We start from the raw sequence: 18160 nt of genomic DNA, 5'->3' as shown, positions 1-18160 counted from the left end.
GTAGTAAAGGTTTGGCTTACAATTTAGCCAATTTATTTAATAAGTAAGCATCTGCTAAAACCAAGGCAGCCATAGCCTCAACAATGGGTACGGCTCTAGGTACAACGCAAGGGTCGTGGCGGCCTTTGCCCTGCATTTCAACAAGATCGCCAGAGCTATTCAAAGCCTCTTGTTTTTGCATGATAGTAGCCACAGGTTTAAAGCCAACCTTAAAGTAAATGTCTTCTCCGTTGCTTATTCCTCCTTGCACACCACCGCTGTGATTGGTCTTTGTAGAACCATCTGCATTAAAAAGATCATTGTGCTGACTCCCTTTTAATCGCGTGCCCGCAAAACCACTTCCGTATTCGAATCCTTTTACAGCATTGATAGAAAGCATTGCCTTTCCGAGCTCTGCGTGCAATTTGTCAAATACAGGCTCTCCCAAACCAACTGGAACACCTTGAATAACACAGCTTATACTTCCTCCAACAGTGTCTCCTTCTTTGCGAATTTCACGGATCAAGGCTTCCATTTGGGCTGCCATTTCCGGGTCTGGACAACGTACAGGGTTGCTCTCTATTAAGTCAAAGTCTAAGTCTTGATATGGTTTTTTAAGGCTGAGCTCGCCCACATCAGAAACATAAGCATGGATACTGATGCCCGCTAACATTTGCTTGGCCAAGGCTCCGGCTACTACCCGACAGGCAGTCTCCCGAGCAGAAGATCTTCCTCCTCCGCGATAATCGCGTAAGCCGTATTTCTGCTGATAGGTGAAATCTGCATGAGAAGGTCTGTAGGTGTCTTTGATATGACTGTAGTCTTTGGATTTTTGATTGGTATTCTCAATGACAAACCCAATTGGAGTTCCCGTGGTCAAACCCTCGAATATACCCGAAAGGAACTTGACCTGATCTGGTTCTTTGCGCTGGGTAACTATGGCGGATTGTCCAGGTTTTCTGCGGATCATTTCTGTCTGAATAGCATCGAAATCCACCTGTAATCCTGCAGGACATCCGTCTATGATTCCCCCTAAGGCTAAACCGTGAGACTCTCCAAATGTAGTAAGCTTAAATACGTTTCCGAAAGTGTTTCCTGCCATGATTTGCTTTGAATTCCAAAGGTAACAGTTCACCTTGAATTTAAAAAGCCCCATTCGGCTTAATATTGCCGAAACAAAGCCGAATTTGGGGTAACAGTTTTGCAACTTAGTGATAATAAATCACTAACTGATTCTCATTAAAAAATTACGCCCTTTGTTATACAAAATCAGCAGTATTGAAACGCAAGGTAAAAGTAGTTGTAATTTCGGATGTCCATCTGGGCACCTATGGCTGTCACGCCAGAGAATTGCTGTACTATTTGAATTCAGTACAGCCCAAGATCTTAATCCTAAACGGCGATATAATAGACATCTGGCAGTTTAGAAAGCGGTACTTCCCTAAGTCCCATATGCTCGTTATAAAAAAGATCCTGACCTTGGCCGCTAAAGGCACCAAGGTTTACTATTTAACAGGGAATCACGACGAAAAACTTCGCAAATTCACCGATACGCGTATGGGCAATCTCCATATCATGGACAAGCTGGTCTTGAATTTGGATGGAAAAAAGGCATGGTTCTTTCACGGTGATGTCTTTGATGCCTCAATCAAGCACGCCAAATGGCTCGCTAAACTGGGCGGCTGGGGATACGATCTACTCATACTGATGAATCGCGGGTTGAATTGGTTGCTGAGTCTGGTGGGGCGCGATAAATACTCGCTGTCTAAGCGGATCAAGAACAGCGTGAAATCGGCAGTAAAGTTCATCAGTAACTTTGAAGACACAGCTGCAGAACTAGCCATAGAAAATGAATATGATTTTGTGGTCTGCGGGCACATCCATCAACCGGCTATCCGAAAGGTGAAAAATAAGAAAGGACGAACCTTATACCTCAATAGCGGCGATTGGGTAGAAAATCTGACAGCTTTAGAGTACAACAACCAAACTTGGAAGTTGTTCTCGTACAAAACACGGGAGCGTGTGATGAAGCTAGATCGCACAGTGAATACAGAAACCGATCTTATTCCAGAAGCCTTTTCTGCTATGCTGCGTGCAGAAACTAATTAAGCTTTTAAGGCCTGTTTTAATATAGTCACCGGATGCAGCGCATGGCGTTTGGTGCCGTCTGCTATTTGATGCCTACAACTGGTACCGTTGGCTGCAAATAAAGTGTCTGAAGTGGCCTTTATTATAGCTGGGAACAGGGTTTGCTCCCCAATTTTCATGCTGATGTTGTAATGCTCTCTTTCGTATCCAAAACTACCTGCCATTCCGCAGCAACCCGAGGGAATGATAGTAGGTTTATAATTCTCAGGCAAATTCAGCATATCGAAGGTACACTTCTGATCGCTCAAGGCCTTTTGGTAGCAGTGATTATGGATCTTGATACGCTTGTTTTCTTTAGTAAAGGCTTCGGAGCTAATTCTGCCTGCCGCTGCTTCTGCCGCTATAAATTCTTCGATCAGTAGTGTTTTCTGCGCGAGTTCTTCTGCCGCCTGTTTATCTGTACTCATATAGCGGTACTCATCCCTAAAACTCAAAATAGCAGAGGGTTCAATACCCACCAACAGATCGTGCTTACCAAGTTGGGGAGCAAGCTTGCGCACATTGGTATTGATATGCTCAGTTGCTTCCTGCAAATAACCTTTAGACAATAAGGCTCTTGCACTATTATGGCCACGAATAGGCTTGACCACATAACCTAACGCAAGAAGCAGATCATAAGCATCTTGGGCAATTTCTTTGTCAAAATACTCAGAGAACTCATCGATAAATAAAAAGACGCGCGGTTTATCTGAGTTTTGCATTGTTTCTGGGCCATTGAACTTAAAACGATGTGCACTCAACTTGGGTAATTTTCTTTCAGGAGCGAGTCCGTAAATACTTTTAACAGCATTGGTAAACAAGCCTGAAATAAACAACCTATTACTGGTCTTTGGGAAGTGTGATAGCCAAGCCATCCGCGTGTCGCTTTTAGCAAAGAACCGATCTCTTTTGCTTTCGCCTTTTGCCTTGCGGTATTGGTATTGGATTTCCGCTTTAAACTTGGCCACATTGACATTGCTGGGGCATTCACTACTACAAGCCTTACAGCTAATACAGAGGTCCATGACCTTTTTAAGATCGCTATGCGCAAATGGGTTTTTATACTGCGGATCTGTGAGTAACTCTCGCAATACATTAGCGCGAGCTCTGGTAGTGTCCTTTTCATCACGCGTAGCGTGATAGCTCGGACAGAGCGTTCCATTTCCGGGTAATTTTCTGCAATCCCCAGAACCGTTGCACTGCTCTGCAGCCCTGAGCAAGCCTTGGCTTTCGCTAAAATCTAAGAAGGTTTCTACCTGAGGTTCTTCTCTATCGGGTTCGTATCGCAAATGGGTATCGATATCCCAAGCATCTACAATTTTCCCGCGATTAAAGATTCCTTTAGGGTCCAACAACTGTTTTACCGCTTTGAGATATCCGTAAACGGTTTCCCCCATCATCTCGGGCAGCAAGGACCCTCGGACTATGCCGTCACCATGTTCTCCAGAAAGTGATCCGCGATACTTTTTAACCAGTACTGCCACTGCCTTGGTGATCGCTTTAAATTTCTGTACGTCCTCGCTTTTCTTTAGGTTCAATATGGGGCGCAAATGAAGTTCTCCCGCTCCAGCATGGGCATAATAGACCACCTCTTGGTCAAAGTCTTCCATTAATGCCGTAAAATCTGCGATGTAGTTAGATAAGTCTGTTACCGCAACAGCAGTATCTTCTATACAGGCCACGGCCTTGTTATCGCCAATCATGTTCCCAAGTAGTCCTAAACCGGCTTTGCGCAGCTCCATCGCTTGGTCGATCTGCTCTCCTCTTAAGACCGGCATGGCATAAGCCTTGCCAGAAGATTGCAAGCTTGCTAAAAGCTCGTTTACTGCAGTTTCTAATTGCTGTTGACTGGATTCACAGAGTTCCAACAAGAGAACCGCTTTAGGATCGCCAGAGATAAAGGCCCTATATGGGCGATACTTCGCATTATTGATCGTACAGTCCAATATCTTCTTATCCATTAACTCACAACTGTACAAAGGGTGTTGCATGGTCGGAGCAACATCTGTTAGGCAGGCTGCAATACTGTGGTATTGGGGAGCCACCAAGGCTTTGTAAGCTGGTGGCAGTGGATCCAACTCCAAGGTGATCTTGGTAACCAGGCCTAAAGTACCTTCGCTTCCGGCAATGAGTTTGGCAAGGTTAAAAGGTTTGTCTCCTCCAAAAGGCTGCATTTGGTAGAGTATGTCTAAAGCATAACCGGTATTTCTTCTGTGAATTTCTTCTTTGGGAAAAACTTCAAAGATCGCTGCAGCCACTTGTTTACTGTTGAAGCTTTCTAGCAATCCTTGATAAATTCTACCCATAGTAGAACCCGATGCAATTTCGGCCTCAAAACTTGTCATGGTCTCGTCTTGCAATGTCACTACACTGCCGTCATAGAGAACCATTTCTAAAGCGATCAACTTATCTCGAGTCACTCCGTAGCGAATAGAAGTAGTCCCAGAAGAGTTGTTACCAACCATACCTCCTAGCATACAGCGGTTAGAAGTAGAGGTGTTAGGGCCAAAATGCAAGCCAGACTTAGACAAGGTCTCATTTAAGGCATCGCGGATTACGCCCGGGGCAACCACCGCACGGCGCTGCTCAATATCGATATCGTAGATCTGCGTAAAATGTTTTGAAAAATCTAGAACCAATCCGTCGGTAACACATTGCCCAGCCAAAGAAGTTCCCGCAGTCCTTGCCGTTAAACTTAGGTTGTGTTTGTCTGCAAAGCCTATCAATGCTTTGAGATCATCGACATTCTTAGGATACACTACCCCTAAAGGTAATTCCCTGTAGACAGAGGCATCGGTAGCATACATGCTTTTGTGAAGGCTATCCCAATGGATAGACCCTTTTAGTTTCTTACTTAGACGGATGAGTTCGCGCTGCGCTACGGCCATGGTTTAAAGGTACTAACTTATCTGGTCAGCAAACAAAAAAAACACAGCCTAAGACAACTATAACAAGTAATTATTCTGTCGTATATTCGTTATAGAAGTAATTCTTAAACAGACATAATATGAGAACCACAGTTTTTACCCTCCTCTGCTTATTTGCCTTAGGATTTAGCGCTAACGCACAACGAATTTCAAAGAATGCCTTAGGTGTCCGTTTAGGAGATGACGACGGATTTGGCGCCGAAGTAAGTTACCAGCGCGGTCTTTCTGAAGACACAAAACTAGAATTCGATTTGGGAATCCGCAGTGGAAATAATTACGACGGATTCAAACTTACTGGACTACATCAATGGGTTTTTCCTTTAGACGGGAACTTCAATTGGTATGTAGGTGCTGGTGGTGGTGCTGGAGTATATAGTATAGATAATCCTATCCCGGGAACAGATGATACTGATTCATTTGCTTTTCTTGCGGGAAATGCAGGGATAGAATACAATTTCAATATTCCCTTAATGTTGTCCTTAGACGTGAGACCAGAGATTGGTTTCGGAGATTTTAACGATGATTTCGATTTCGACTTGGGACTGGGGAATTCGCTATCAGTTCTAAAGCGAAGCTGTATTTAAAACACTTTGATATAGTGCCTCGTAAAGGGGCACTATTTTTTTGATGTCGAATTGGGCGGCATGCGCCTGACTTTGCTTTTTGAAGCGCGCCAAAGTTTCATCGTCTTTTAAGATACTTACAGCTTTTTGCGCCATATCTTCTACATCGCCTACCTGGCTTAAGTAACCGGATACACCGGCCTTGTTCACTTCTGGTAATCCGCCCGTATTGCTAGATATTACTGGAACTCCAGATGCCATAGCCTCTAAAGCCGCTAAACCAAAACTCTCCTTTTCAGAAGGCAATAAGAACAGATCACTAAAGCAAAGGATCTTATCTATCTCGTTACTATTACCCACAAAACGCACCTTGTCTGCAATTCCTATCTCGCGGCAGCGGTGTTCTGCATATTCACGTTCCGGACCTTCGCCAACCATGATCAATTTAGCCGGGATCTCTCTGGCTATGGCCTCAAAGACATGCACTACATCTTGTATGCGTTTAACCGGTCTAAAATTACTGATATGCGTAATGATACGCTCTTCTGGACTAGCCATAAGTTCGCGCTGACATTCCGTAAAGCCTTGAGGCTGGGCGCTTATATCGATAAAGTTTGGCACTACCTCTATAGGGACTTTGATGTCGAAAAGTCTCAAGGTGTCTTGTTTTAAACTTTCAGAAACTGAGGTAACCACATCGCTTTTATTAATGCTAAAAGTAACAGCAGTTTTAAAAGATGGATGATTGCCCACCAAAGTAATATCCGTACCGTGTAAAGTGGTCACCATGGGCAAGTGAATGCCAGACTCTGCAAGCATTTTCTTGGTCATATAGCCTGCATATGCGTGTGGAATGGCATAGTGTACATGTAACAACTCTATACCGTATTGCTTAACGGTTTCTACCAATTTAGAGGATAAAGCCAATTCGTAGGGCTGATAGAGAAAAAGCGGATACTTCTCTACATGTACCTCGTGAAAATGTATGTTCTTGGCTAAAAAGTCCAAACGTACGGGTTGCTGATAGGTCACAAAATGGATCTCATGACCGCGCTCAGCCAAAGCTATACCCAATTCGGTAGCAACTACTCCACTCCCGCCAAAGGTCGGGTAACATACAATTGCAATTTTCACTTGATCGGTTTGAAGTTTCGAAAGTAAAAGTACAAGGAATGTTGGTACTCTAGCCCTGCTCTAAGGTTTTTTTAACAACCCGAATAGGAGTTATCGGATAATAGCGTCGTAGATAGCTTGCTGGATACGTGAGCGCAGATCGCTGCTAATGAGCATTCTATTATCGGCTGTTGGGTAGGTTCTATTAGATAAGAATACATAAACGATCTCTTCTTCTGGATCTGCCCAAGTAAAGGTCCCGGTAAAGCCCGAATGCCCAAAGCTGGTCATAGACACACAACCGCAGGTAGGACCTACATCGCCTAGTTGTGGTTTGTCAAAGCCTACCCCTCGTCGCACATCATTTTCGCAAAAATAGCAAGTATTGAAAGCTTCTAAAGTTTCGGGTTTAAAGAATTGGATTCCTCCATAAGTCCCTTCCCACAAATACATCTGCATGATCTTTGCCACATCGTTGGAATTGGCAAAAAGCCCTGCATGACCGCTAACGCCGCCTAACATGGCTGCACCCTGATCGTGCACAAATCCTTGAACGGCTTGCATTCTAAAATAATAATCGTCTTCTGTAGGCGGAATCCGATCTGCAGAGAACCGTTCCAAGGGCTTATAGCCGGTAAGGTTGGCTCCCAAGGGTTCGTAAATATCACGTTGTACGATATCCTCTAAAGGGTTTCCGTAAAACTCTTCTAAATATTTTCTGAGGATGTAAAAAGGCAAGTCGCTGTATTTATATCCTTTTCTGCTGCGGAGTTCACTCTCTTTGATGGCTTCGTAAATAGAATCCCGATAATCCTTGCGCATATAAAGCTCATTGGCGACCTGAAGATTAAAAGTGTCAGTGGGTACCTTGCTGTAATACAGCTCTGAAGGTCCATCCATCACAGTATCTAAGGTCTGCAAGTAAAAAGGGATCCAAGCCTGAAGTCTCCCCGTATGGGTTAGCATGCGCTGCAAACTAATGGTGGCCTTGTTAGAACGGCTCCAATCTGGAAGTAATTCTTGAATCTCGGTATCCATATTGATCACTCCACGATCGTAGAGTTTCATAACCATAGGAAGTGTTGCCAAAATCTTAGTCAGGGAAGCCAGATCGTAGATATCGTCGTTCTTTACGCGACGTTTCTTGTCTGGGGTGTGGTAGCCAAAACTGCGCTGATATACAACCTTCCCTTTACGTGCTACCAAAACCTGAGCCCCAGGCATCATACCTGCCCATACCCCATTTCTAGTTAAGGTGTCAATTTTTTTTAACAGCTTCGGATCCAAACCTACAGAGGCTGCAGTACCGTATTGTAAACGGCCTATGGCCTTAGTATCTAAACCCTCAGCAGCCGGATAAGCTGCATTGACACCAACAGGAAGTCTACCGTCAATGCCACGAGCACCAAATATGGCCTGGGCAGCCAGTTGTTGTGCCACATCACTGTTCTGATAAGCAACTAATACGGCCTCAAAATTGGCCAGTGTATCTAAGTCCAACAAGGCATAAGGCGAGGTAAATACGCTTAATATCACTTTGTTCTGTCGGGCAATCTCATAAAGCCAAACAACTTCATTGTCGGCCATTTTATAGGACTTCCAAGGGTTTTCGTTAGACTTGTGAAAGCCAACGATCACCTTGTCATAGCGCTTGAGTTTAGTGATCAATTGCTCCAAAGAATTGGCCTTTACCCAATCTACCTTGGTATAAGCTTTTAATTGCTCGTAAAAGGTGGCTCCAGAATCATCTCCGAAATTCACATAAGCGATGCGCTGTTTTTTAAGGTCCTTAATTGGTAGTACTGCGGAGTCGTTCTTAACCAAGGTCATGGCCTTTTCTAATAACAGCTCGTTCAAGGCGTCGTCCTTGGGAGTGTTCAAGTCCTCAAAGAGGTTTTCTTCTGCTACGGGCTCATAATTATTAAGACCAACCCAATACTTTGCCTTAAGAATCTTTTTTACCGATAAGGCCAATCGCTCCTCGGAAATATCGCCTGCCCGATAAGCAGCAATGATCCTGGCATGCGCTTTGGGCACATCCTCAGAGATCAATAAAATATCATTACCAGCCCTAAAGGCTGCGAGATCGATCTCCCCTGGCTCGCTAAAGTTCGAGGCCCCTTTCATATTTAGGGCATCGGAAAAGATCAGCCCATTAAAACCCAATTCTCCTTTGAGTAGGTTGGTAACTATGTTGGTAGAGATAGAAGAAGGATAACCGTCTTTGGCCTCTAAGGCAGGAACATTGAGGTGGGCTACCATAACGCTGGCAATTCCTTCTCTGATAAGCCTTTTATACGGACTGAGTTCCAAACTGTCTAGACGCGCTTTGTCAAAACCTATGGTCGGTAAGGTTTTGTGAGAATCGGTGTCTGTATCGCCATGTCCCGGAAAATGCTTGGCATTAGCCAAAACTCCAGCATCTTGCATGCCTCTAAAGAAAGCACTAGCCTTGTCCGTAACATTAGCAGCTGACTCTCCAAAGGAGCGGTTACCGATAATTGGATTCTTAGGATTGGTGTTAATATCCACCACAGGTGCAAAATTGATATGTACACCCATTCTTTTTGAATGCTCTCCAATGTGACGACCCACGGCCCGTATCAAAGAATCATTCTGGATCGCCCCCAAGGTCATATTCCAAGGAAAGGCATAGGTACTATCTAAACGCATGGCCAGCCCCCATTCAGCATCCATACCTACTAATAAGGGTATTTTAGAGGCTGCTTGTAATTCATTGTTGAGTTTGGCCTGGCGGTAAGGCCCACCTTTGGAAAAGATTATCCCACCTAAATGATAGTTCGCTATAAGGTCTTTGACCTTATCTGTCTTAGCTTTTGGGTCCTGAGAGAATACATCTACCATAAACAGCTGCCCGACCTTTTCCTGTAGCGACATGCTGTTGTAAATGGAATCCACCCAAGCCACCTGAGCCAATTGGTCTCCGGAGGTTTGCAGTAAAGGATCGATCTGCTGTGCATTAGCCCAGCTGGCAATCATCCCCAAAATGATAACAAGAACCTTCTTCATAGCTATAATCGGATCAAAAACTATGCTAAGAATCTAGCATGCCAACTCTCTTTAGCGGGAACTTCCCAAAACTCCTCAAACTCGCCTTTAGTGTTGACCAAATTATTGAACACTATGGTTTCCTTAGAGACCGATCGATTCTTAGCCATTTTTTTAAAATCGGCCAAAGATTTATGTGCTATATGCGGGCCATTGTAATAGGTCACATTCAGCTTGTCTAAAAGACTCAGGCCCATTTGTTGCTCCAAGCCCTGGATAAAGTGAACAGAAGCATCAATACTACAGCCAGAGGCCGCAGCTTCTGATTCGTCTAAGGCAATGATGATGAATCGTTGATACATCATTTTAAAGGCTGCCTTTAGATTAGCGCCGTGCGCTGTCCATTGGGTTAAGAACTCCTCCAACTTAGGCAGGATAGTACCCACCTCGTCTTCTGTCATTTTTCTATCTGCTTGGTAGATCCAGACCCGAGCTTCATCCGGTAAAGAATCAAAAGGAACTAGCATATTACAAATCTTGAGCGTTTGCGATCATTTCTGCCACATCCAATACTTGGACGCTATCTTCTTTTTCTGCATTCTTAACGCCATCTGTCATCATCGTATTGCAGAAAGGGCATCCCGCAGCTATGATCTCTGGTTTGGTCTCTAAGGCCTCCTCGGTTCTTTCGATGTTAATGTCTTTAGTACCAGGCTCTGGCTCTTTGAACATTTGCGCTCCTCCAGCTCCGCAGCAAAGCCCGCGACTCTTACAGCGCTTCATCTCTACCAATTCCACCTCTAATTTTTGCAGCAGCTCGCGCGGAGCTTCATAAACACCGTTGGCGCGACCTAAATAACAAGGGTCGTGAAAGGTGATCTTCTTACCCTTATAGGTGCCACCAGCAACGCTTAAGCGTCCTTCATTAAGGAGCGACTTTAGAAATTGGGTGTGATGCATCACTTCGTAATACCCACCAAGCCCCGGATATTCGTTCTTTATGGTATTGAAGCAGTGTGGGCAGGCGGTGACCACTTTTTTTATCTCGTAAGCATTCATGACCTCGATATTGGTCATGGCCTGCATCTGGAACAAGAATTCGTTCCCAGCGCGTTTTGCCGGATCTCCGGTACAGCTTTCTTCGGTTCCTAACACAGCAAAGTCAACCTCAGCCTTATTGAGCAATTTCACAAAGGCTTTGGTGATTTTCTTGGCACGATCGTCAAAACTTCCGGCGCAACCCACCCAAAACAGTACTTCTGGGGTTTTACCTTCGGCCATCATCTGCGCCATAGTGGGAACTCGCAATGTTTCGCTCATATATTATTCTTTAAATACCTGAATGGTTACATCTTTTTCTACCAGGTCGGTAAATTTACCTTTGTAACGGGTAGCCTTTACCAAATGATTGTCTATCCAATGATAGTTGCCACCTCTGGGTTTGCCCATCAGTAAGCTGTGGAATTTAAAACCGTGCTTGTTGAGCCAACGCTCGGTAACTTCACGGTGCTCTTCTGTTCTGGAAGTGAAAAAACAAATAATGTGTCCTTCGTCGTACCATTTGTTCAAAGTTTCCAACGCATCCGGAAATGGTTCACAGGTCTCCATGCGCTCCGGTTGTTCGTTGGGTACATCTTCTGTAATGGTGCCGTCTATATCGATCAAATAATTTTTGACCCCTTCTGGCAAAATTGGGCTTACTTGTTCTCCTTGATCTATTTTCTGCTGGAGTAGCTTATCAACTTCTTCCTTCTTCATTGTTTAGTTTTGAAAAATCCTTTTTAGCTATCCGGATAAACAAGGCCAAACGGCGCTCGCCTTCCTCTATTCTATTTTCTGGAGCATAACGTTGATCGTAGGTCATACTCCAAGCTCGTTTTTTAATGACTTCTATCTGCTCCTGGTTGCAGTAATCGCAAAAGACCTTGGTCACATCTATTTTCTGCGGATGGCTGCCCTGATAATTGATCACTGTGTACACTTTTATCTGTAAGGAGTCCTTGCGGTAGCTCTGTGCATGTGCCAGAGTCCCTATACAAACAAAGATCAGTGTAATCAACCATTTATTCATTCACCCAATTTAGTCGGTCCATTTGGTTATACGGCCACGGGGCTCCATTGTTCTCTATATTGGTCATGGCGCCGTTGAGCTCGTTGCTCGCAGCAGACTGTTCCATCACCAGATATTGTCTCATATCCATAATTATGGAAAGTGGATCTATACTAACCGGACAGGCCTCTACACAGGCATTACAAGTAGTACAGGCCCAAATTTCTTCATGTGTTATATAATCGCCCAACAATTGCTTGCCGTCGTCCTTGAACTCGCCGTTGGCATCTATATTCTTTCCAACCTCTTGCAAGCGGTCACGTGTGTCCATCATGATTTTACGTGGAGACAGTTTTTTACCCGTCTGATTGGCCGGACATTCACTGGTACATCTACCACACTCTGTACAGGTATATGCGTTAAGTAGTTGAGTTCTGGACAGATCCATCACGTCACTGGCGCCGAATTTTGCAGGAGCCTCCTCTTCTGTTCCTGAGTCTGGTGCCGCAAAGGGATCCGCATTTGGGTCCATCATGAGTTGTACCTCTTTGGTCACTGCGTCTAGATTAGCGAATTGCCCTTTGGGTGTTACTTTACCATAAAAAGTATTCGGAAAAGCCAAGAGGATGTGCAAATGCTTAGAGAAGTATAGATAGTTCAAGAAGACCAAGATCCCGATGATATGCAACCACCAGGCTGTTCTTTCTAACAAAATCAAACTCGACTCACTCATCCCCTCAAAAAGTGGGGCTATAAAACTACTTACCGGATAACTCCCAGCAGCCGTATAATGCGCTGCACCCAATTGTTGTAAATTCAAGTCCGCAGCATTCATGGTCAAGAACAAGACCATAAGCACTACTTCGAAATACAAGATGATATTGGCATCGTTTTTGGGCCAGCCTTTCATCTCCGGGCTCATAAAACGTTTAATGCGTTGCACATTACGGCGGGTCCAGAATAGAATAACTCCTACCAAAACCAAAAGTGCCAAGATCTCGAAGGTTCCTATTAAAACATCGTAAAGGCCGCCTAAAAAGGAAAAGATCCTGTGGGTTCCGAAAATTCCATCAATAATGATCTCTAAGACCTCGATATTTATCACAATGAATCCAACGTAAACCACAAAGTGCAATAAACCCGCTATTGGCCGCTTAACCATTTTAGATTGTCCCATGGCAATACGAGCCATATTACCCCAGCGCTCCTTATTGTGGTCACCGTAGTCTACTTCGCGACCCAATTTGATGTTGCGAATGACCTTGCGGATGTTCAGTGTAAAATAGCCAATGCCCAAAACAAGGACAATCACAAAAAGAATGTTGGGTAGGTATTCCATAGGTTAGTTGTCGTCTGTAGCTTCTTCTGGTGCCTCGAACTGCTTGGCGCGTTTACCAAAGAGCGAGAAATGAACATAGCGCTTCGGATTGAGTTTCATATCCTCTAGCAGTTGTTCCAATTGTCCGGAGGCTCCGGAGAGATTGTCGTATAGTTCGTTGTCGTTTATAAGCTTGCCCATGCTGCCTTCGCCATTCTCAATAGCCAGCATGATATCGTTCACATTGTCTATGGTCTGCTGCAAACTGGTAACCATAGCGTTGATCTCTAATTTAGATAGTGAATCTGAGAGTACTGCGACATTCTCTGCTGTCTTGTCCAAGTTGGCAAAGGTTCTATCGAGTTTGGCACGATTCTCTTTGATTAGCCCGTTGAGCTCAGCAGAAGCACTTTGAAAAGAACCAGCAGTAGCATTTAGCTTTTGCAGAGTTTCTTGCAAGGCCTTTTGGCCGTTATCGTCAAGTACGTTGTTAAGCCCAACCAAAATAGTGTCAAGCTGCTCTAAACTGAAGTTTACTTTTTGTTCTATCGGTAAGAGGCGATCAGAAACCGCATCCATCATACCTTGTTCTAACTCACCGGTAAGCATATCACCGCTCTTGGCCGTAGGTGCATCAGAAAAATCAGGAATGATCGCTAATGAACGCCCTCCAATAAGTCCACCGCTAAAAATCTTTGCAACACTCTTGTTGGTAAATTCGAAATCCGTAGCCACAGAAAATTTAACAAGCAGCTCCCCTTTTTCGCCTTGTAGCTCAATATCTAGCACCTTACCAACATCCAATCCGTTTATAGAAACAGGAGCCGATACAGCCAAACCGCCAACGTGTGGATAGGTCGCGTAAAAAATTCGTTCGTTTTCTAGGAGGTTAGAGCCTTTGAGGTAATTAAACCCAAAGAATGCCAATAGCAAAAAAACCACGGCAAGTATCCCTGTCTTGAGTTCTCTGGAAAGTTTCAAAAAGTGTGTTTTTTGGGTTTAAACAAAGGTAGAAATAAATTCAGAACCGCTAGGGGCTAATTCGAATTTATAATCGAGGAGAGTTTTTGCTTTTTACCATCCTTAAAAGCAACGATATAACAAGAATCATAACCCTTTTCTTGGGCATAGGTCTTCATGAGTTGGATCTTGTTGTAATCTGAGGTTTCTCCGTAGTAATATTTGTACAAATTTTCCTCTTTGCTCATGCTGAGCTCACGCAGGCCTTTAAAATTATAGGATTGAAGCTCCAGCTCTCTACTGCTGGCCGCCAATTGGACTTTAAAGATTACTCCTTCGTAGATGTTTTGTTCTGTGGTAGCTATGGCCGTTTCGATCTCCTTTTCGGTGATCTCCGGATTCTTACTGTCTTGGGTAGCCAAAAGGATGCTCTTCTTATACGATAGAATGGCATCGCTAATGGACTTGGCCATCTCTGTTTTTCCTTTGTTGGAGCTCAGATAAGCGCCTTCTTTCTTATTGGTTATAAAGCCAGTCTCAATTAGAACAGATGGCATATAGCTCTGGTGTAAAACAATAAAACCGGCCTGTTTTACGCTGCGGTCCTTGCGTCCCAATTGATTGACAAAGTTGTTTTGGATCAAACTGGCCAATAGGATACTTTGGTCCAGATATTCCTCCTGCATCAAGGTTAAACCAATAAAAGATTCTGGCGAATTTGGGTCGTATCCGGCGTAGTTCTCTTCGTAATTGTCCTCTAAGAAGATCACCTCGTTCTCCTTCTTGGCAACTTCTAAATTCTGCTTGTTGGCGTGTAAACCTAAGACAAAGGTCTCTGCTCCATAGGCCTGACTGTTGTGCGCATTACAATGAATGGAAACAAAAAGGTCTGCATCTGCACGGTTGGCTATAGCTCCGCGTTCGTATAGGTTTACGAATTTATCGGTCTTGCGGGTGTATATCACTTTGATCCCTGGCTGCTTCTCTAAAAGTGCACCTACTTTTAAGGTTATGGCCAAGGCAATTTCACTTTCCTTGATGCCGTTGTAATATTTTCCACTATCATGACCTCCATGGCCTGCATCGAGGACAACCACAAAATCTTGTACAGCTGAATCATCAAAAGATTGGAGCCCCAAGCTTCCAAGCATCAGCAATCCAAATGTTAAAAGTATTCTATGCAAATCGTTAATCTTTCTGTTAATAACGCAGCTTTTACAGCAAAGTTGCGTCTGTTTTTTATAGGTTGGAGGCTTCTAAATAACCGCCACTTACTTCATGGTATGAATTTAGGGCATTTTTAAAAGAACGGCCTAAAAAATTAATGTAATTTTGAGTCGTCAAAAATTGAGCCACGTTTTAAAAAATAATACTGCATTGCCTGTTCTGACAAAGCCTTATTTGTTTGTGATCGGATTGTTGCTGATTATGTTAGCGCCGAGCCAGATGCAGGCACAAGACTTGCCAGATAGTACGTCAGTGGTTATCCCAAGAGCCAGAAGAGATTCTACCCGTGTGGCCATGGACAGCTTGTTCACCCAGCCGGTAAATATTGCTCAAAGAGACAGTATTACCGGAGACAGTTTGGTCCCTGAGCAAGAAGTGATCACCGATGTGGTCGACTATTTTGGCAAAGACTATGTTTTTATCAACCGCAGGGAAAACAAAGTATATCTCTATAACGAGGCCTTTGTGACCTATCAGGATATGAAGATAGAAGCTGGTATCATAGTCCTAGACTACAACAAAAACGAGGTCACCGCCAAGGGAATCGTAGACACCGCGGGCACTTATACCCAAATGCCGGTCTTTACACAAGGCCCTAGCGAAGTAGAACCGGATTCCATCATCTTTAATTTTGACACCCAAAAAGCGCTAATTTACAATTCGCGCACGGTACAAAATGGTTTTCGCGTTCGCGGAGAGGTCGCTAAAAAAGTGAACGATTCGGTGGTCTATATGAGTAACGTGCGTTTTACCACTTCGGAGAACGTGGACGATCCGGAGTACTATTTCTATGCGCGCAAGGTAAAATTCGTGCCTAAGAAAAAGATCGTAACCGGGCTCACCAATATGTATATTGCCGATGTGCCTACCCCCATCGGTTTGCCTTTTGCCTTTTTTCCACTGACTGAAGATCGGAAATCTGGCTTTATCTTACCGCTTATTGGCGAAGACAATGACCGCGGTTTCTTTTTTCAGAACTTCGGATACTATATTCCTATTGCAGACTATGCGGATCTCACCGTAATGGGAGACTACTTCACCAACGGAAGTTACGGAGTTAAAGTAGAGAGTGCGTATCGCGTGCGTTATAAGTTCAACGGAAATCTGAGTTTTAGATACGAGAACAACCTGACCAGCGAACGCGGATTCCCGGACTTTGCTCAACAGACCATATACAACCTGCGTTGGAATCATTCCCAAGACGCTAAAGCCAATCCTAATTCTCGTTTCTCGGCCTCTGTAAACCTGGGGAGTTCTCAATTCTATCGCCAATCGGTGAACCAAAACAACACGGCCAACTTTTTGAACAACAACTTGAGTTCTTCGGTGTCTTACACCAAAGTGCTACAAGGAAATCCGCAGATAAACTTAGCCTTAACGGCCACACATACCCAAAACTCGCAAAGTGAGCAGATCTCTATGACCTTACCTACCTTTACTGGTAATGTCTCTAGGGTCTTCCCTTTTGCGCCTAAATCTGGCAGTAAAAAAGGCATCATTCAAAACATTAACCTGCAATACGATGTGCAGGCCATTAATCAGTACAACACTACAGACAGCCTGTTCTTTAAACCAGAAATGTTCCGAGATGCGCGTTTGGGTGCTCGCCACACCATTCCCATTACCACTAACTTTAAGTTGCTCAATTACATCAGTGCTTCTGTGAGCGCAAACTATCAGGAGACTTGGGTTTTCAAAACCTTTGAGCAAAGTTTTGATCCGGAGCTCAATGAAGGAGCCGGTGGAGTTGCCGTAGACACCTTACGCGGCTTTGATTCTTACCGCACTTATAATTTCTCTGCTAGTTTAGGAACAACTGTTTATGGGAACTTCCCCTTCGGACTCAAAAAAGATTCTACGGCTAGAAAGATCCAAGCCATAAGGCATGTAGTGCGGCCTACCCTAAGTTACAGCAACACCCCGAGTTTTGAGCAGTTCTACGACGAGTATACAGCTCAGGTTGCCGGGACTCCAGATCGAGAGGAAGTTGTCCAATACTCCAGATTCGAAAACACGCTCTACGGAGCTCCTAGTCTCAACGCGAGTAGCAATATTGGCTTTAGTGTCAGTAACACCATAGAGGCCAAGGTTCGCGACAAAGACTCGACAGCTACAGAGCCTAAAAAGATCATACTTCTGAACAACCTTTCGTTCAGCACCAATTACAACCTCTTGGCAGATTCCTTGAATTTAGCTCCTGTTAGCTTTAGAGGGAGTTTACCTGTACTGCCCAAGCTGGATCTGAACTTTGGCGGTAGTTTGGACCCCTACGCACTCAACAATAACAATCAGCGCATAAACACCTTGAACATTAACAATGGCGGGAGTTTGTTTCGACTCACAGATTTTAACATGAGTATGAACTACGCCTTTAACAGTAAAGATTTCTTAACTGGAGGAGCAACAGACGAGGACCGCCTAGACAATGAAACCTTCAGAAACGGAGGTCGCCCGGATGACCTTTTTGGTAATTCCAACGAATTTGGCAACAACGCCAGAAACAGAGACCCTGATGATAAGGAAGACCCTTCTGAGTTTCAGCGCTACCGCTATAGTTTCCCTTGGGACCTGCGCCTGGCTTATACCATAACCTATTCCAACCGCCAACGCGAGAATACCATCTCTTCCCACTCGCTCATGTTCAGTGGAAATGTGGAGCTATCTCCGCGCTGGTCTGTCGGAGCGTCCTCGGGTTATGATTTTACCAACAAAGGATTCACCTTTACACAGTTTCGGTTCAATAGAGATCTGGAGAGTTGGAACATGAACTTTACTTGGGTTCCTTTTAGCAACCGAAGTTCTTGGTACTTTTATGTTGGGATCTCTGCGGATGTGCTCAGCGATATCAAATACGACAAACAACGCCGACCCGATCAGCGACTTTAAT

At 44.2% G+C, this 18160-nt stretch carries 14 protein-coding genes; 3 read left to right on the top strand and 11 right to left on the bottom strand.

The features are described from left to right. Positions 1-16: 16 nt before the first annotated feature. Positions 17-1081 (bottom strand): chorismate synthase, encoded by a 1065-nt coding sequence (gene aroC / locus AC0J2F_RS00660; RefSeq protein ID WP_473008122.1) that lies wholly within the window; start codon positions 1079-1081, stop codon positions 17-19. 176 nt (positions 1082-1257) lie between these two features. Here aroC and AC0J2F_RS00655 point away from each other — a divergent pair, with 176 nt between their 5' ends. Continuing rightward, complete coding sequence (locus AC0J2F_RS00655) at positions 1258-2088, top strand: UDP-2,3-diacylglucosamine diphosphatase (protein ID WP_473008121.1); 831 nt, start codon at positions 1258-1260, stop codon at positions 2086-2088. Here the strand turns inward: AC0J2F_RS00655 and AC0J2F_RS00650 are convergent. Next, positions 2085-4994, bottom strand: a complete 2910-nt coding sequence (locus AC0J2F_RS00650; protein ID WP_473008120.1) for an FAD-binding and (Fe-S)-binding domain-containing protein — start codon at positions 4992-4994, stop codon at positions 2085-2087. The two genes, AC0J2F_RS00655 and AC0J2F_RS00650, sit on opposite strands and share 4 nt — an antisense overlap. A gap of 119 nt (positions 4995-5113) precedes the next feature. On the opposite strand from AC0J2F_RS00650, the gene AC0J2F_RS00645 reads away from it, so the two are divergent. After that, a complete protein-coding gene (locus AC0J2F_RS00645; RefSeq protein WP_473008119.1) occupies positions 5114-5617 on the top strand; it encodes a hypothetical protein in 504 nt (167 codons plus the stop codon). On the opposite strand, the gene bshA is transcribed toward AC0J2F_RS00645, so the two are convergent. The 9 genes from bshA to AC0J2F_RS00600 all read right to left on the bottom strand — a co-directional run bounded on the left by bshA (position 5597) and on the right by AC0J2F_RS00600 (position 15197). Next, positions 5597-6730 carry an N-acetyl-alpha-D-glucosaminyl L-malate synthase BshA gene (bshA, locus tag AC0J2F_RS00640; RefSeq protein WP_473008118.1) on the bottom strand — a complete coding sequence of 378 codons (1134 nt, stop codon included), beginning with the start codon at positions 6728-6730 and terminating at the stop codon, positions 5597-5599. The genes AC0J2F_RS00645 and bshA overlap by 21 nt on opposite strands. Positions 6731-6820: 90 nt before the next feature. After that, positions 6821-9739: a glycoside hydrolase family 3 N-terminal domain-containing protein gene (locus tag AC0J2F_RS00635; RefSeq protein WP_473008117.1), complete on the bottom strand. Its 2919-nt coding sequence runs from the start codon at positions 9737-9739 to the stop codon at positions 6821-6823. Positions 9740-9759: 20 nt separating this feature from the next. After that, positions 9760-10245: an ABC transporter ATPase gene (locus AC0J2F_RS00630; RefSeq protein WP_087525315.1), complete on the bottom strand. Its 486-nt coding sequence runs from the start codon at positions 10243-10245 to the stop codon at positions 9760-9762. A 1-nt stretch (position 10246) separates the two neighbouring features. Beyond that, the gene (locus AC0J2F_RS00625; protein ID WP_473008116.1) at positions 10247-11038 is read right to left on the bottom strand and encodes a (Fe-S)-binding protein; all 792 of its coding nucleotides are present in this window, start codon (positions 11036-11038) and stop codon (positions 10247-10249) included. A 3-nt stretch (positions 11039-11041) separates the two neighbouring features. Continuing rightward, positions 11042-11476 (bottom strand): LNS2 domain-containing protein, encoded by a 435-nt coding sequence (locus tag AC0J2F_RS00620; protein WP_087525317.1) that lies wholly within the window; start codon positions 11474-11476, stop codon positions 11042-11044. Next, on the bottom strand, positions 11457-11789 hold the full coding sequence (locus tag AC0J2F_RS00615) for a hypothetical protein (RefSeq protein ID WP_473008115.1): 333 nt from the start codon (positions 11787-11789) through the stop codon (positions 11457-11459). Before AC0J2F_RS00615 ends, AC0J2F_RS00620 begins: the two co-directional genes overlap by 20 nt. Then, positions 11782-13107: a 4Fe-4S dicluster domain-containing protein gene (locus tag AC0J2F_RS00610; RefSeq protein WP_473008114.1), complete on the bottom strand. Its 1326-nt coding sequence runs from the start codon at positions 13105-13107 to the stop codon at positions 11782-11784. The genes AC0J2F_RS00615 and AC0J2F_RS00610 overlap by 8 nt, the downstream gene beginning before the upstream one ends. Positions 13108-13110: 3 nt before the next feature. After that, positions 13111-14067 (bottom strand): MlaD family protein, encoded by a 957-nt coding sequence (locus AC0J2F_RS00605; protein WP_473008113.1) that lies wholly within the window; start codon positions 14065-14067, stop codon positions 13111-13113. Between the two features lie 56 nt (positions 14068-14123). Further along, complete coding sequence (locus AC0J2F_RS00600) at positions 14124-15197, bottom strand: N-acetylmuramoyl-L-alanine amidase family protein (protein ID WP_473008112.1); 1074 nt, start codon at positions 15195-15197, stop codon at positions 14124-14126. Between the two features lie 181 nt (positions 15198-15378). Between AC0J2F_RS00600 and AC0J2F_RS00595 the strand changes: the two genes are divergently transcribed. After that, positions 15379-18159, top strand: a complete 2781-nt coding sequence (locus AC0J2F_RS00595) for a putative LPS assembly protein LptD (RefSeq protein ID WP_473008111.1) — start codon at positions 15379-15381, stop codon at positions 18157-18159. Position 18160: the final 1 nt, after the last annotated feature.

Source organism: Gilvibacter sp. CC01 (assembly GCF_055755295.1).
This window is presented reverse-complemented; position numbering and strand designations above follow the sequence as displayed.